We start from the raw sequence: 15,488 nt of genomic DNA on the forward strand, positions 1-15,488 counted from the left end.
GCCTAATCATGGTGGTTATGCATCATCATTTCACACAGCTTGAACCTTGCTGTAACCCACCTTCGGCGGCCGCAGCTGCAAGCCCCGGAAAGCGGCGGTTCTTCTCGGCCCGCTGCACGCAGCCCGCGGAGGAGCAGAGATAGACGCCCCGGCCGGGGAGGCGCTTGGCATCGTCGGCCAGCCACTCCCGGGCCCCACCGCGCACGAACCGGCGCATCGAGGCCTGGGGACGGCGCTCACGGCACCCCGCACACTGGCGTACAACCTCTCTAGCCTTCGCCGTCATCGGTCGTCAGCCGCTCGCGCTTGAACTCCTCAAGTTTGCGGATCAGATCTTCGTCCAGCACGGGCGCTGCCTCGCCCTCTTCGGCTTCGACCGTCTCCTCGGCGGCCGGCGCGGCTTGCCGTTCCGCGCGTTCGGCCAAGTAGCGCTCGCGGGCTTCGGCGGCTTCGGTTTCGCTGGTAATGTCCAGACGCCAGCCCGTCATCTGCGCGGCCAGGCGAACGTTCTGGCCTTCTTTTCCGATTGCCAGCGAGAGTTGATAGTCGGGCACGATCACGAGCGCGACGCCGTCGTCTTCGAACAGCTCGACGCTGAGCACTTTGGCCGGCGCCAGGGCATTCATGATGAGCGTGGCCTGATCCGGATCCCATTTGATCACGTCGACCTTCTCGCCGCGCAGCTCGTCAGAGACGTTTGCGATGCGGCTCGATTTCGGTCCCAGGACTGCACCGATCGGATCGACCTCCGCGCGCACGCTGCGGACCGCGACCTTCGTGCGGCTGCCGGGTTCGCGCGCAATCGCCATAATCTCGACCGTACCGTCCTCGACTTCGGGCACGTTGAACTCGAGCAGACGCTGCACGAGCCCTTCGGCCGAACGCGATAGAATAACGCTCGGGCCTTTCGGCGATTTACGAACATCTAAAACGTACGCGCGGATGAAGTCGTTGATGCGGAAGTTTTCGCGCGGCACTTGTTCGGAGAGCGGCAGCATTGCCTCGTCCTTGCCGTCGAGCAGCACGTACATGTTGCGCTGTTCGAAGCGCTGCACCGTACCCGTCACGATGTCATTCAGCTTGGCGGCATATTTATTGTAGACCGTGTCGCGCTCGGCTTCACGGATACGCTGAACGATGACCTGTTTGGCCGTCTGTGCGGCGATGCGGCCGAAGTCTTTGGGCGTCACCTCTTCGTCGAAATAGTCGCCGGGTTCGTATTGCGGACCGGCCTCCTTCGGCGTAAGTTCCAACTTCGGATCGGTGACTTCCGTCGCGACGATCCGCCGGTGAAAGACTTTGTACTCGCCGGTTTGGCGGTCGACGGAAACGATCGCGTTGGCTTCGCTTCCAAAATGCCGCTTGTAGGCGGTCAGCAGCGCAGCTTCCAGCGCCTCGATCAACATCTCGAACGGAATATTGCGTTCCCGCGAGATGTATTGGAGGACGTCGATAAGGCGTTCTTCGGTCATTTGTTCAGGCATGCAGTTTTCGTTTTTCCTTAGCGCGTTTGAAATCGGCGCGCACGTCGTATTCCAGGTTGGCAGATTTGATCGTCGCTAACGGAAGCGGCAATTCGCCGTTTTCCGTTTCCAAAATAACCGCGGTGCCCCGGACGCCGCGCAGCACGCCGCGATGCGTCTTGCCTCCGCGCACGAGCAGCGACGTGACGATCTTTACGTCGCGGCCCGAGAAGCGTTCGTAGTCTCCCGGTTTGGTCAGCGGGCGGTCGAGCCCGGCCGACTCCACTTCGAGCGTGTAGGGTTGGTCGTATGCGTTCAAGCGCGCGTTGATCGCGGCCGCGATTCGCTCGCACGTCCGCACGTCGACGCCACCCTCCCGGTCGATCGTCACGCTCAGCACGCTCTTGTTTCCGCTGCCGTGCGTTCCGTGGTGCACGATCTCCACGCCCGCAAAACGCTCGTCGCGCGCGATCTCCGTGACCGCGTGCTCGAATTCGCCGGCAAGTGACCTTTCCACCAAAACCCCCGTAGAACAACGAAGCGCGGGACCTGCCCACGCTCATGACGACCTACCATCGCCTAGCATACCGGAAAAAGGCGACGGGCCGCAACCCCAGTGGGTCCGGCCCCTCGCTTCTGTTACCTACCTCTGGTTACGCGTTTACGAGCACGCTCTTTGTCCGGTTTACGTCCGGCTGCCGCTGGGCGCTCGTCTAGCGCTCCTAAATCCGGCGTGCTCCGCGGGCTCTGTGGCCCGGTGGATCTTGCGGTTCCAACCGCCCTCCTGTTCTTTTGTCTCGTTGAGACAGCTCTGATTTTACGCCCCCTAAAGTTGACTTTCAATAAGCAAGCTGTGGACAAGTTCGGGGGGTATCCGAGGTGGGATTCGATCCGAGAAATGCGTCCGAGCGCCCGAATAAAAGTGAGTCGGGGTTCTTTATAACTTCTCGGATCGAACCCCACCTCGGCTCCCCCACTCTCGAGTCTGCGCTTGCCTATTAAATCTCGACTTTAAGGGGCGTAATTGGGGTGGGACTTACGGTGGGGGCGGACTGGGTGGAATGAATGGCTCGAGGTGGCCGTTGCACGGAAACGTCGTGTCCGGCTCGACGATCCACATTTGATTGCCGGCTTCAGGCGTGCGAACCACCCAGCCCGTGCAGAGTGTGACCGGGCCGGCGTGTCTCACCGACGTCACGTACATCTTGACGAAGCGTTCTTCCGGCGCCGAACCTCCGGGCCAGAGCTTCCATCTTTGGCCGCCGACATTTTCCGTGTACGTAAACTTCACGAGCGCGAGAATAGCGGGCGGCGGCGTCGGCTCAGTGGGTTTGGCTCTGCCGATGTCGCCTTGATAGCGGCGCGGCGTCGCAACCGCGTACGGTCCCGGCGACGGTAAGAGATTCTGCAGCCGGCGATTGAGGCTGCCGCCGTTCACCGGCTTGCGCACGGGAGCCGCTACAACCGGGCGCGGCGTTGCCGGAACCGTTTGGATCGGTTTGACGGGAGCGTTGACTTTGGTGCGGCCGACAGCTTTGGGACCGGGCGAGCCAATCGCCTTGGGGCCGGGGCTCGCTGCGCCGCCGTGCTGCGTCGACGGCGCCGGCAGGCGCGTTGGTCCGGGGCTCGGCACACCCGGCGTCGGCTTGTTGATCTTCACCTGCGAAGACAACCCAGGCGTGACGACGGCCTGCGGTTTTACTTCTGCAATCAGCGGCGCAAACGTGGCGGCCGGCGCTTTGGGTTGTGCCACTTTGGGAACAGGACGCGCGGTCGGCGCGGCCGTTGGAGCCTGGGTTGGCGGCGCCGTAGGCGGAGCGCGTACGGTTGCCGCTACCACCCTGGCCGGCACGGTGGTCGGGACGGCCGCGACGATAGGCATCGGCGTTAGACTGATCTCCGGCTGCGTCGGCTGCGGATTCGGTGCGGCGGAGGCCTGAGGCGCGGGAGTCGGATTCGGCGCGGCAGTCGGCGCGAATTTGGCCAGCTCGTGATGGATCACCGGATGCGGCGGGGCCGATCGCGGCTGCGCTGCGGGTTGCTGCGGGGCGACGCGCGCATGAGGCACGGGCGGGGCTGCGTGCGGCACCGCGACGGCGACAGTCTTGGGCACGGCCTGCGTCGTTACGGTGACGATTTGAGCGCCCTGAACCGACTCCGATGAAGCCTGCTCCGACGACGAAGTCGCCAGCGAGAACAAGAGCAGCGCCAACAGGGCATGCAAAATCAGCGAGGCGACAAAACTGGTCGTCAGGCGCTGCGAGTAACGGCGGTCGTTCACGTCTCGCGGCCGCAAGATTCAAACTTATGCGATGCCGCCAACGCAGGAGCCTCCAAGCAGGGACGCGCAACCGCCGTACTTCCGATGGAAACGATCCAAAAACGAACGAAGATCGTTGCGACGATCGGGCCCGCATCCAGCAATCCTGAGATCATTCGATCGCTCGTGCTGTCCGGCGCGAACGTCTTCCGCTTGAATTTCTCGCACGGCGAACCGGCCGAGCACGGCAAGACCATTGACGACATTCGAAAAATTGCGGACGAGCTCGATACGCACATCGCGATTTTGCAAGACCTGCCCGGACCCAAAGTACGAACAGGCAAACTTTCAGGCGATGCGAGCTCGGCGCATCTGGAACGCGGCGCCCGGTTTACATTAACGACCGAAGACGTGCCTGGCGACGCGCAACGCGTCTCGGTGTCGTATCGCCATCTCCCGGCCGATGTCGAAGTCGATCGGCGCATCTATTTGCAAGACGGCGCAATCGTGCTGCGCATACTGGACAAAAGCGCCACGGAGATTCATGCGACGGTGGAGGTCGGCGGCGATCTGCGGCCCTCGCAAGGAATCAACTATCCCGACGGTTCGCTGAATCTGTCGGCTGTTTCCGAACGGGACCTGGAGTTTCTGGCATTTGGACTTGAACGCGATGTTGACTACGTCGCGGTGTCGTTCGTTCGGTCTGCCGAAGACGTCGCGCGTGTCAAAGCCTTCATCGGCCAACTGAAAAAGACGACCCGCGTGCTCGCCAAGATCGAAAAGCACGAAGCTCTGGAAGACATCGAAAACATCATCACGCACGCCGACGGTATCATGGTCGCGCGCGGCGATCTCGGGATCGAGATTCCGCTGGAGCGAGTACCGCTCGTTCAAAAGGATCTCATCGCGCGCTGCAACCGGGCCAGCAAACCGGTCGTGACCGCAACGCAGATGCTCGAATCCATGACGACGAGTCCGCGTCCGACGCGAGCCGAAACAACCGACGTCGCCAACGCGATTTTGGACGGCACCGACGCCGTGATGCTGTCAGGCGAAACAGCGATTGGGGCCTATCCGACCGAAGCCGTGCGCGTGATGGCGCAGATCGCGCACGAGGTTGAAAAAGCATACCCGCACGAGACGCTGCAGCTGCGCCGCTTGGAAGGCGTGACGCCCGACATCGCGACCTCGATTGCCGAGGCGGCGACGCGCGCCAGCGCCGAGTTGAAGTTAGACTATATCGTGACGGGCACAACGACCGGCAATGCCGCGCACCACATTTCAGCGTTCCGCCCCAAGGCGCGCATTATCGCGCTCACGCCGCTACCCGAGGTTGCGCGACGGCTCGCGCTCTTATGGGGAATCGAGTCGCTGGTAATCGAGCGCTACTCCTCGATCGACGTGCTGCTGCACATCATGGAGCAGCGTATGGCTTCGGAAGGCCTTGTCGAGAGCGGCGATTGCGTCGCTTTCACGACCGGCATGCCGGTCGGCGCAGGCGGCACGAACCTGCTAAAAATCCACCAAATTCCCTAAGGCTTTGTCATCGTGAGGTATCGAACGACCGCGAGCGAACGCGAGCGGCCCTGAGGTAACGAAGGGTTAGTGCGTACCCGAGTCTACAGCGAAGTTGCTATAAAGTGCGGTAACATCCGCGGACATGCTCGGGATGCGCACGGCGGCATCTTGTTCGGAAACCACTTCACGCGCCGCGACCGTACCATACTTTTGCGTCATCGTGATCGTGCCGCCGTCGAAGCGCGTCCAGACCGCTTTGTCGATATGGGCTTTGGACATGTCCACGGTGATGTCGAGCGTTTTCACCTGACGGTGCACTTTCGGCGATAACCGAACGACGGGATCGACCCCAGGTGCTGGCGCCACGAGCAGCGACACATCATACCGCGCCGGCCAGCCCTTCGGATCGGCGAGATCCGCTTCGAGACCGCTCAACTGATCGAGTGCTTTTGGCGCATCGCGAAAAACGAACTGATAGAATCCTGGATGCTTGTAGACTTCGCTGCCGCTAACCGTCCGGGAGATCCACGGAAAATAGCGCATGTGAAGATGCAGCTGCACGTCGGCGGTGTACTGACTCGGCGCCGCGGGATTGGATGCGAGCCGCTGAAGAATCGAGCCCAGCTGGCCGTTAGGCAGAGAGCCGGCTGCTTGCAAGCTTACCGGCGAAAAGGCGAGCGCAACCAGCAGCACCGCCGCGATGATCCGGAATAAGCGCACATCCGCTTGCATCGCAAGACAAGTGTACCCGCGTTTTCTCATACCTATCCGAAGAACGCGTGAGAACTATCCTAAGGTTTGATTAGAACCTTGGCGCCGCTTGCTCGCTCGTTTGTGCTTCGGTCACGTCGCGATAGCAGCGCGCCGTTCTCCGGTTTGGCGCAATAACGTCCGCGCGTGCTTTAGCGCGGCATCGTGCGTCTCGCCCGAAAGCATGCGCGCGACTTCGCCGGCGCGCTCGGCGTCGCTGTCAATCCGGCGCACCGCGATAGTCGTTCCCGAGCGCGATTCGCTCTTTTCGAGGACGTAATGCTCGTCGGCCCACGCGGCAATTTGCGCGAGATGCGTAACGCACATCACTTGGGCTTCACGCGCGAGTCTCCCCAGGCGAACGCCGACAGCCGTAGCCGTTGCGCCGCCGATTCCAAGATCGATCTCATCGAAGACGAGCGCCGTTTTTCCGCGCTTGCCCGCCAAAACGACAATCAGAGCCAGGAGTACGCGCGAGAGCTCGCCGCCGGAAGCGACGCGCGCCAGCGGACGTTCTTCTTCGCCTTTGTTCGCGGCGAACACGAATTCGGCACGCTCTGCGCCGGTCGCGCCGACCTCGCTCAGCGTTTCAAACTCCACGCCGAAGCGGCCGGACGGCAGCGCGAGGTCCTGTAGTTCCTTTTCGACAGCCTTGCGCAACCGGTCGGCGGCTGCGCGGCGCAATTTTGTGAGACCGGCGGCGGCCGCATGCAACTCGGCGCTTGCGCTTTTGAGTTCTTGCTGCAACTGCGCTTTACGTTCGTCCACGTTCGCGAAAAGATCAACGTCATTGCGAAACTCATCCGCGGAGCTCAGCACGGTCTCGAGCGAGCCGCCGTACTTACGCTTGAGCGTGTCGAGGATGTCGAGTCGCGCGTTGATCGTCTCCAATTCCGCCGGCTCGAACTCCGTCGCGTCAAGTTCCCGCGCGATGCGGACCGCCAGATCGTTGACTTCACTCTGCAGCGCGCCCGCACTTTGCGCCATCTCCGCTAAACCGCCGCCCAAATCGCGCAATTGCTGCAAGGCCGCGCCCGCGGCGCCAAGCGCAGCCGACGCCGAGGCTTCTTCACCCGCCAGAGCATCATGCGCTCCCCGCAGCGCCAACGCGATCTTCTCGACGTTATCCAAGTACCGCCGCCGCTCACTCAAGCGATCGTCTTCGCCGGCGGCCGGTGCAGCAGCGTCGATCTCTTCGAGAGCGTACTTTGCAAACGCGTGGCGCTCTTGCGCGCGCCGCTCTCCCTCGCCGAGTTCGCGCAGCTTGTCCGTAAGCTCGACGGCGCGCCCGTGCAACGCCGCCACTTTTTCGCGATCGCGCAACACGGCGTCGCCGCCGAAGCGATCGAGCAGTTCCAAATGATAACCCGCCGCGAGCAAGCGCTGCGCTTCGTGCTGGCCCACGATGTCAACGAGTTCGGCGGCGAGATCTCGTACGTAGCCGGCGGTCGTCGGACGCCCGTTGAGCCGCAGCACCGACTTTCCGGCCTCGCTCAGTTCGCGCGAAATCGTCGCATCCTCATCCGGATCGAAATCGAAGCCGTCGGCGCAGAGCCGATCGCGCAGTCGCTTGTTCGCTTCGAACTCGAGCGTGACCATTGCTTTGGCGCAGCCGCGACGCACAACGTCGGTACCTGCGCGTTCACCCAACACAAACGCAATCGAGCCGAGCACCATGGTCTTGCCGGAACCCGTTTCGCCGGTGAACATGGTCGAGCCGGAAGCGAACTCGATATCGGCCGCAGCGATCAGTTCGTAGTCGGCGATCGTGAGCCGGCGTAACATGCGACTCTTAGACTCGCCGGCGGTCTTTAATTGAAACGCCCCAGCGCATCTTATCTTCAAGCCGCTCGAAGAACCTCAACCGTTCCGGCCGCGCGAAGCGCACCTTTTTGGGATGGCGTTCAATAAAGACCGACGCGCCCGGCGCAACCTCGCTGACCGCATCGCCGTCGCATTCGAGCTGCGCGCGCACGATCTCGGAGTCACAACTGATGTGAACGCGCGAAGTCGCCGGCACGATGAGTGGACGAGAAAAGAGTGTGTGCGGCAGCAGCGGTACGATGCCGAACGCTTCCACCCGCGGCGAGATAATCGATCCGCCGGCGGAAAGGAAGTATGCGGTTGAACCGGTCGGCGTGGCGATGCAAATGCCGTCGGCGGGAATTTGGCCGGCCTGTTCGTCGTCCAGGCCCAAACCAAACGGGACGATGCGCGACACCTCGCCTTTTCGTACAACCACATCGTTCAGCGCGAAGAACGTCCGCCCGTCGTAGTGCGCCAGCAGCGCAAGCCGCTCTTCAATCTCCAGCCCCTTGGCGAGCAGTTGCGGAAGTTCGTCGATGCGCGGATCGTCTTCATCGAACTCGGTTAGGAAACCAAGCCTTCCGGTGTTGATTCCGATCAGCGGGACGCCGTCGTTGATGACCAATCGCGCTGCGCGCAACAGCGTGCCGTCGCCGCCAATCGTTACAAGCAACGCGGCATCGGCGACTTTCGCGCCATCCGAACCGACGGACGACTTCGGATCTGAGCCCGGACAAAGGGTAATCGTGTAGCCGGCCTCGGTAAACCGGTTCGCCACGCGCACCCCGAGCGCGCGCGAGTTTTCACGGTGCTCGTCGATGTACAGCGCGATTATTCCCTTACTTGCCGCGACGCTCATCCGACTACCTCGTCGATGCGCGCGTCCGACACCGCGGTTCCATCGCGCTCCAGCAACATCAAAAACTCGCGATTACCGGCGGGTCCGAGAAGCGGAGAGGCGGTTAGGGCGGTTGCGGTCAATCCGAGTTCGGCCATTGCCTGGACCGTTTCGCGCAAGACGGCACGGTGTACTTCGGGATCGCGTACGACGCCGCCGCGGCCTACGCGCTCGCGCCCCGCTTCGAATTGCGGCTTCACGAGCGCCACGACACGCCCACTTGGTGCAAGAAAGGCGGCAGCTCGCGCCAGAATCGTACGCAGCGAAATGAATGACGCGTCCACCACCACGATGTCGAACAGTTCGGGACCGAAGGCTCCATCGGTAAGAGTTCTAAAATTCGTTCGCTCCATGACGGTGACGCGCGGATCGTTGCGTAAGCCCCAGTCGAGTTGCCCGTAGCCGACGTCCACGGCGACGACGTGCTTTGCTCCACGCTGCAACAAACAGTCCGTGAATCCGCCGGTCGATGCGCCGACGTCGAGCGCGCGCAGCCCGCTTACGTCGATCTGAAACTCGGACAGCGCGTGATCGAGTTTTTCTCCGCCGCGACTCACAAACGGACGCGGACGCTCGACTTCAATGGCGGCTTCTTCCCGGACGGATGTGCCCGCTTTGGTGGCCGGCGCGCCGTTGACGCGGACGCGGCCTTCGAGAATCAAAGCGCGCGCCTGCGAGCGGCTGATGCCGCTGCGCTCCGCGACGAGTTCGTCCAGCCGGGGCATCCCACCAAGATTCACCCGCCTAGTGAATGGCCCTTGAACCGCCGCTCAATGGGGTATACTCCGGTAATGGAAAAACGCGAAACCTCTTTTGCCACGGACATCCGCCCATTATTTAGACCAATCGACATCAAGCATATGTCGCCGATGGGCGTCCTGCTGGATGACTACACCTACATGTCCGACGCACAGAACGCGCAGACAGTCTATGAATACCTGACCGGCGAACGGCAACCGCAAATGCCGACCGATGGCGCATATTGGAACGAAGATCAGCTACAACTGTTCTCGGATTGGATGGGCGGCGGCCGCAAGCCCTAAAACGGGATCTCGTCGCTCGAGCCCGGTTCCTCGGTCTTGGCCGCTTCCATGGCGCGGTCGATCTGTTGCTGTGCCCCTTTGAGGAGCTTCTCGCACTCGGTCGCCAGCGTCTTGCCTTCTTTGAACAGCGCGACGGCGCGATCGAGATCGACGCTCCCGCCTTCGAGTTCTTTGACGATTGCCTCAAGGCGCGATACTTTTTCTTCGAACGCACCCGGCTTTTGATCAGCCATCGAGTTCCTTCTCTTCGACGCGCGCCTTCAGCAGCCCGCGCTGAACCTTGGCTTCGATGCGCGCCCCGTCCGGGACCGACGCGGCATCGCGAACCGCGCGGCCTTCGAACGTAACGATCGCGTAACCGCGCGTAAGCGGAATATCGGGGTTTGTGCCCTCGAAACGCGCGCAGAGCACGTCGAAGCGCTGACGGGCGGCATGAATCGCGGACATCCCGGTTTGCTGCAAGCGGAACTCCAGCCGCGCTAACGCCTCGCGTTGCATCGTCAGTGGCCGCTGCGGTGACTTCGCATCGAGCCGCTTCTCCAAGCGCGCGACGCGCTGCTCTTGGCCGCGTAAGTGATCCTGAATCGTTTGCACTAACCCGCGCTCTGCCGCATCAAACGCCTGCGCGCGAGTCGTGAGGATCCTATGCACCGAGTTCTCGATTCGCGAACTCGCCCGGTCGACACGCGTCATGTAGCGGTCGCCTATCTCGCCGAAGTACTGCGCCGCATTCGAAGGCGTCCCGATAGTAAAATCGGCGGCATAATCGCTCAGGTGCACGTCTTGCGTGTGGCCGATCGCCGAAATCACCGGATGCTTCGCGCGAACGATCGCGCGCACGACGGGCTCGAGGTTAAACGGAAAGAGGTCCTCGTACGAACCGCCGCCGCGCGTCAGTACGATGATGTCAACGTTCAGCTTGGATGCGCGATCGATCGCCTCCGCGATGTCGATCTGCGCTCCGTCACCTTGAACGCGCGTCTCGACGAATTCCACTTCGATGAACGGCGCACGTTCCGCGACGGTCTGCAGAAAATCCTCAGCGCCCTTACCGCGAGCTGACACAACCGCCAGTCGCCGCGGAAATTCGGGCAGCGGCCGCTTGCGTTCCGGCTCGAACAGCCCTTCCTTGCGAAACTGCTCTTTGAGCGCCTCGAACTGCGCGTAGAGCACGCCGATCCCCGAGAGCTCGACCGATTTAACGAAGAGCTGGTACTGGCTGCGTTGCGACCACGTCCCGTAATCGCCGCCCGCGATGATCTCGTCGCCGTCTTTGAACGGCGGAAGGTTCGTCGCGTCGTTGGCCCACGCAACGCACTTCAGAATGTCGTTGCCTTCTTTCAGATCGAAGTAGGTACGGCCGCTCGGCTGGCGCGACAGCCCCGAGACTTCGCCGCGCACGCGCAAGCCCGCCAGGGTTTTGTTCAGTGAAATGATCCGCCGGATGTACTCGACGACCTTGCTGACGCTTTGCACCGGTTCGAGTGGCGGCGTTTTTGCGGGCGTCTGCTGGAAGAGCGAGTTCTGCATCGCTACGGTTGCGTCGTGGGATCCGGGGGAGCCGGCGTCGGTTCGGGCGAGAACGTGGGCGCGGGCGGCATATCCGCAGCGCCGTTAAAAACCGTGATGCCCTCTTTTTTGGCAAGCGCCCGTGCTTGGCCGCACCGGGTCAGCGGTTCGGTTCCGGTGAGAAAATATTCATACGGTCCGTAGCCGCCACCGCAACTGGCGACTTTTTGCACTTCATCGCCGGGAATAATGAAGTCGTGCTTGGCCACGTTCTTCAGCGCGCCTTGCATGAAGCGCGCCCAAATGCGGGCCGGAATATTTCCGCCGTACGATTCGCTCATCGGATGGTAATTGTCGTTGCCCAGCCAGACGGCAGCGACGAGATCCGGTGTATAGCCGACGAACCACGCGTCGCGAAAGTTCGTCGTCGTGCCGGTCTTGCCGGCGGCGGGCCGTCCGATGATCGCGTTCGGGTTTCCCGTCCCGTGGTTGATGACGTCTTCCAGCATGGTGGTCATGACGTAAGCGGTGCCCGCACTTATGACTTCGGTCTGCTCGGGATAGAGGTTGTCGAGCACGACGTTGCCCAGCGAATCTTTCACAATTCGAAACCCGGAGGGCTTGACGTGCACGCCTTGATTGGCAAGCGTCGAATAGCCGCTGGCCTGATCGAGCGGACTGATGACGGACGTGCCGAGCGCGAGTGAAAGATTCGGTTCGAGCACCGACTCGACGCCCATGCGATGCGCGTATTGGATGACGCGATCGACACCCACGAGTTGCAACAGCTTCACCGCCACGATGTTGCGGCTCTGCGCCAGCGCAACGCGCAGCGAGATCGGGCCCATGTAGCGGAAGTCGTCATCCTGCGGCGCCCACTGCGTGCCGTCGCCCATCGGATAACTCACCGGCGAATCGGAGATCACCGTCGTCGGCGGCATTCCCGAATCGATGGCCGCGGTATAGACGTATGCCTTAAACGAAGAACCCGGCTGGCGATGCGCTTGCCACGCGCGGTTGAACTGGTTTTGCAACGAGAAATGCGTGCCGCCGACCATCGCGATGATCTCGCCGGTCGACGGACGTATCGCTACCAGCGCGGCTTCGTCGGCGCCGATGCCTTCGGACTTAGCGGCGTTCACGCCCCAATCGATCGCGCTTTGCGCGACGTCTTCGACGGCCGGATCGACGGTCGTGTAGACTTGCAGGCCGCCTTCGTACGTCGCTTGCTTTCCAAATGTGTGCTCGAGCTGGTCGACGACGTACGTCGTAAACCACGGATCGCGAAAACCTTGCAAGCCCGGCGGCCGCAACCCGGTGAGTTGCAGCGGCGCGGCATAGGCCGCATCGGCTTGCGCCTGCGTGATGTAACCGCTTTCGACCATCCGGTCCAGCACGTGACGCTCGCGTTCGCGCGCGAGCGGCAAATTGACGTACGGCGAGTAATCCGACGGCGCGGCAATGAGTCCGGCCAGCATCGCGGCTTGGCCGAGCGTGAGCGTGCTGATGTTTCGACCAAAATACGTGTGGGCCGCCGCGCCTACGCCGTACGCATTCGAACCCAAGTAAATCAGATTGAGGTAGCGCTCCAGAATCTCGTCTTTGGTGTAGTAGCGCTCGATCTCCATCGCCAGCAGCGCTTCTTGCACTTTTCGGGCGATCGTCTGCTGCGGCGTGTAAAACAATCCGCGCGCCAGCTGCTGGGTGATCGTCGACGCCCCTTGCTCGACGCGATGATGCGACAGGTCGGCGATACCGGCACGCGCGATGCCGAAGAAATCCACGCCGTGATGCTTATAAAAGTTGTGATCTTCGTTTGCGATAAATGCGTCGCGCACGAGATGCGGGATCTTGTCTATCGGCAGCCAGATCCGGTTTTCCTTATAAAGGGTCGCGAGCAGGCTTCCGTCGCGCGCGTAGAGGCGCGTCGAGCGCGCCGGCTGATAATCGGCCATCCGGCTGATGTCGGGTAGGTTGCGCGAGTATGCGGCCACCAAGCCGGCGACCGAGCCCGCTACGAAGAGCACGATCAACAGCAGCGCAACCGCGACGTAGCGTAACGCCTTACGCACTGCCGTTTCCTCGAATTACGGAAGCCAGGACGCCGTTGACGAAACGCCCGGAGTCTTCGGTCGAAAACCGTTTGGCGAGCTCCACCGCTTCGTTGATGACTACCGGCCGCGGAGTCTCGGGGCGATGCCGCAATTCAAAGGCCGCCATGCGCAAGAGTAAACGGTCGATCGTCGGCAATCGTTCGATCGTCCACTGCTGCAGCAGTGGCGCCAGGGTCTCGTCGCTTTCTTGCGTGTGCTCCAGCGTACCCAGAACGAGGTCTTTCACAAAAATGCGGTGCGCGGCGTCACCGGAAGCAATGAGATATTCGTCCAGCACCTCCGACGGATCGCGGTGCCCGACCTCAACCGAAAAGAGCGCTTGCAGCGCAAGCTCGCGGCCCATTCGACGCGACGGCATGCCGGATATCCCTAAGCTGCGTCGTCCCGGCGCATAAGGCCGGGAAGAAAATCGATTGAATAGTGGCCGTTGCGAAACGCATCCGTGGCCAATACTTCCAAGCACTGCTCGACCGTGGTATTTACGCCCTCGATCACCGTTTCACGCAGCGCCCGCTCCATACGGGCAATGGCAGCTTCGCGCGTTTCGCCGAAGGCCACGATCTTGGCAAGCAGCGAGTCGTAAAACGGCGGCACGACCGCTCCCGAATAGACGTGCGTGTCGACGCGAATGCCCGGGCCGCCCGGAAAGACGACGTTGGTGAGCGTGCCGGCGGCCGGCGCAAAATTATTGTGTGAGTCTTCGGCGTTGATCCGGCACTCGATGGCATGCCCGCGCGGCCGCAAGTCGGCCTGCACGTAACCGAGCGGCTCACCGGCGGCGATTCGAATCTGCTCCTTGACCAGGTCGATGTTGTACGGCATCTCGGTCACCGGATGCTCGACCTGAATGCGCGTGTTCATCTCCATGAAATAGACTTTGTCGCCGCTCACCAAGAATTCGAGCGTTCCGGCGTTGCTGTACTGCACGGCTTTGGCGGCACGCATCGCCATATTCAGCAGTGACTCGCGTGCCTTTTCGGCCAGGTGCGGCGCCGGCGCTTCTTCTATCAATTTTTGGTGCGACGGTTTTTGTATAGAGCAGTCGCGCTCGCCCAAATTCACGATGTTTCCGAAATTGTCGCCCAAGATCTGCACTTCGATGTGCCTCGGGCTGACGATCAGTTTTTCCATGTAGAGCCGGCCGTCTTTGAAACTTGCTTCGGCTTCCGTTTGAGCTCCGTTAAAGGCTCGCTCCAACTCGTCGGGTCCGGCGACCACGCGCATGCCTTTTCCGCCGCCCCCGGCGGTAGCTTTGAGCAGCACGGGATATCCCAGATCGCGCGCCGCGCGCCGCGCCCTATCGACCGATTCGAGAATGTCGGTGCCGGGCGTCGTATCGACTTTCGCTTCTTTCATGACACGACGCGCGGTGGCTTTGTCGCCCATCATCGCGATCACGTCGGCGCGCGGGCCGATGAACGTCAGTCCGTGATCGGCGCAGATTTGCGCGAAGCGCGCATTCTCGGCCAAGAATCCATACCCGGGATGGACGGCGTCGCACTGAGTGATGAGCGCGGTCGAAATAATGTTCGGAATGCTCAAGTACGATCGCGCGGCCGGTCCCGGTCCGACGCAAAACGCTTCGTTCGCGTGGCGCACGTGCAACGACTCGCGATCGGGCTCCGAAAAGATCGCTACCGTCTTCACGCCGAGCTCGCGGCACGCGCGATTGATGCGCAATGCGATCTCGCCGCGGTTTGCGATCAATACCTTTTTAAACACGTTCTATCTCAAAGAGCACTTGCCCATACTCAACGGGCTGGCCCTCATGGCAACAGACCGAAACCAAACGGCCGGGGCCGAGCGAGCGCACCGGATTGCGGATACCCAGCGCTTCCACGAATGCCAGCTCGCGATCCGATTCGAGCATTTCGCCTTCGACCGGCAATGGGCGGCTGAAGCGGAAAATGCCGACAAGATCCGACTTTATTTCGTCAAGATTTGCCGGCGCAGCAACTGAGATCGCCGCCGGTTCGGCATTTGGAGGCGCTGCCGTGCGCATGCTCGCGCGCCGCCGGAGCTCGACGTGTCCGCCGTCGCGCTCGATACGCATCCGGACCAGATCGGTCTCCAAGAACGCCTGCACCAGGGAGCGCACGCGTTCCACTACGGGGTTCTCAGGCATGG

General features: G+C 61.9%; 15 protein-coding genes. 2 read left to right on the forward strand and 13 right to left on the reverse strand.

The features are described 5' to 3' along the window. Positions 1-269: 269 nt before the first annotated feature. From nusA to VFO29_06345, 3 genes are all read right to left on the reverse strand, one after another. Complete coding sequence (gene nusA / locus VFO29_06335) at positions 270-1,484, reverse strand: transcription termination factor NusA (protein ID HET9393115.1); 1,215 nt, start codon at positions 1,482-1,484, stop codon at positions 270-272. After that, positions 1,477-1,980, reverse strand: coding sequence for a ribosome maturation factor RimP (rimP, locus tag VFO29_06340; GenBank protein HET9393116.1), 504 nt, complete (start codon positions 1,978-1,980; stop codon positions 1,477-1,479). The genes nusA and rimP overlap by 8 nt, the downstream gene beginning before the upstream one ends. Before the next feature lie 519 nt (positions 1,981-2,499). Beyond that, a complete protein-coding gene (locus VFO29_06345; GenBank protein HET9393117.1) occupies positions 2,500-3,744 on the reverse strand; it encodes a hypothetical protein in 1,245 nt (414 codons plus the stop codon). A gap of 84 nt (positions 3,745-3,828) precedes the next feature. On the opposite strand from VFO29_06345, the gene pyk reads away from it, so the two are divergent. Next, positions 3,829-5,259: a pyruvate kinase gene (pyk, locus tag VFO29_06350; protein ID HET9393118.1), complete on the forward strand. Its 1,431-nt coding sequence runs from the start codon at positions 3,829-3,831 to the stop codon at positions 5,257-5,259. Positions 5,260-5,325: 66 nt separating this feature from the next. Here pyk and VFO29_06355 read toward each other — a convergent pair whose 3' ends face one another. From VFO29_06355 to VFO29_06370, 4 genes are all read right to left on the reverse strand, one after another. Continuing rightward, a complete protein-coding gene (locus tag VFO29_06355; GenBank protein HET9393119.1) occupies positions 5,326-5,961 on the reverse strand; it encodes a hypothetical protein in 636 nt (211 codons plus the stop codon). 123 nt (positions 5,962-6,084) lie between these two features. Beyond that, positions 6,085-7,776 carry a DNA repair protein RecN gene (recN, locus tag VFO29_06360; GenBank protein HET9393120.1) on the reverse strand — a complete coding sequence of 564 codons (1,692 nt, stop codon included), beginning with the start codon at positions 7,774-7,776 and terminating at the stop codon, positions 6,085-6,087. A 7-nt stretch (positions 7,777-7,783) separates the two neighbouring features. Further along, entirely contained in the window at positions 7,784-8,656 is an 873-nt protein-coding gene (locus VFO29_06365) for an NAD(+)/NADH kinase (protein ID HET9393121.1), read from the reverse strand. Next, positions 8,653-9,420 (reverse strand): TlyA family RNA methyltransferase, encoded by a 768-nt coding sequence (locus tag VFO29_06370; GenBank protein HET9393122.1) that lies wholly within the window; start codon positions 9,418-9,420, stop codon positions 8,653-8,655. The genes VFO29_06365 and VFO29_06370 overlap by 4 nt, the downstream gene beginning before the upstream one ends. A 33-nt stretch (positions 9,421-9,453) precedes the next feature. Between VFO29_06370 and VFO29_06375 the strand changes: the two genes are divergently transcribed. Further along, the gene (locus VFO29_06375) at positions 9,454-9,738 is read left to right on the forward strand and encodes a hypothetical protein (protein ID HET9393123.1); all 285 of its coding nucleotides are present in this window, start codon (positions 9,454-9,456) and stop codon (positions 9,736-9,738) included. Here the strand turns inward: VFO29_06375 and xseB are convergent. The 6 genes from xseB to VFO29_06405 are packed head-to-tail and all read right to left on the reverse strand — an operon-like array spanning position 9,735 to position 15,486. Then, positions 9,735-9,971, reverse strand: a complete 237-nt coding sequence (gene xseB / locus VFO29_06380; protein HET9393124.1) for an exodeoxyribonuclease VII small subunit — start codon at positions 9,969-9,971, stop codon at positions 9,735-9,737. The genes VFO29_06375 and xseB overlap by 4 nt on opposite strands. Beyond that, a complete protein-coding gene (gene xseA / locus VFO29_06385) occupies positions 9,964-11,268 on the reverse strand; it encodes an exodeoxyribonuclease VII large subunit (GenBank protein HET9393125.1) in 1,305 nt (434 codons plus the stop codon). Before xseA ends, xseB begins: the two co-directional genes overlap by 8 nt. A gap of 2 nt (positions 11,269-11,270) precedes the next feature. Next, complete coding sequence (locus VFO29_06390; protein HET9393126.1) at positions 11,271-13,319, reverse strand: PBP1A family penicillin-binding protein; 2,049 nt, start codon at positions 13,317-13,319, stop codon at positions 11,271-11,273. Continuing rightward, positions 13,312-13,719, reverse strand: coding sequence for a transcription antitermination factor NusB (nusB, locus tag VFO29_06395; protein ID HET9393127.1), 408 nt, complete (start codon positions 13,717-13,719; stop codon positions 13,312-13,314). Before nusB ends, VFO29_06390 begins: the two co-directional genes overlap by 8 nt. Positions 13,720-13,730: 11 nt before the next feature. Further along, entirely contained in the window at positions 13,731-15,083 is a 1,353-nt protein-coding gene (gene accC / locus VFO29_06400; protein ID HET9393128.1) for an acetyl-CoA carboxylase biotin carboxylase subunit, read from the reverse strand. Continuing rightward, positions 15,076-15,486, reverse strand: coding sequence for a hypothetical protein (locus VFO29_06405; protein ID HET9393129.1), 411 nt, complete (start codon positions 15,484-15,486; stop codon positions 15,076-15,078). Before VFO29_06405 ends, accC begins: the two co-directional genes overlap by 8 nt. Between the last annotated feature and the right edge of the window lie 2 nt (positions 15,487-15,488).

Origin of the sequence: Candidatus Rubrimentiphilum sp. (assembly GCA_035710515.1) — a bacterium.
In the GTDB taxonomy this organism is placed as follows: Bacteria; Vulcanimicrobiota; Vulcanimicrobiia; order Vulcanimicrobiales; family Vulcanimicrobiaceae; genus Rubrimentiphilum.

Bases quoted from the DNA above. Each gene is read 5' to 3' on its own strand.
- nusA (HET9393115.1), bottom strand. From the start codon at position 1,484: ATGCCTGAACAAATGACCGAAGAACGCCTTATCGACGTCCTCCAATAC.
- pyk (HET9393118.1), top strand. From the start codon at position 3,829: ATGGAAACGATCCAAAAACGAACGAAGATCGTTGCGACGATCGGGCCC.
- recN (HET9393120.1), bottom strand. From the start codon at position 7,776: ATGTTACGCCGGCTCACGATCGCCGACTACGAACTGATCGCTGCGGCC.
- VFO29_06365 (HET9393121.1), bottom strand. From the start codon at position 8,656: ATGAGCGTCGCGGCAAGTAAGGGAATAATCGCGCTGTACATCGACGAG.
- VFO29_06370 (HET9393122.1), bottom strand. From the start codon at position 9,420: ATGCCCCGGCTGGACGAACTCGTCGCGGAGCGCAGCGGCATCAGCCGC.
- xseB (HET9393124.1), bottom strand. From the start codon at position 9,971: ATGGCTGATCAAAAGCCGGGTGCGTTCGAAGAAAAAGTATCGCGCCTT.
- xseA (HET9393125.1), bottom strand. From the start codon at position 11,268: ATGCAGAACTCGCTCTTCCAGCAGACGCCCGCAAAAACGCCGCCACTC.
- nusB (HET9393127.1), bottom strand. From the start codon at position 13,719: ATGCCGTCGCGTCGAATGGGCCGCGAGCTTGCGCTGCAAGCGCTCTTT.
- VFO29_06405 (HET9393129.1), bottom strand. From the start codon at position 15,486: ATGCCTGAGAACCCCGTAGTGGAACGCGTGCGCTCCCTGGTGCAGGCG.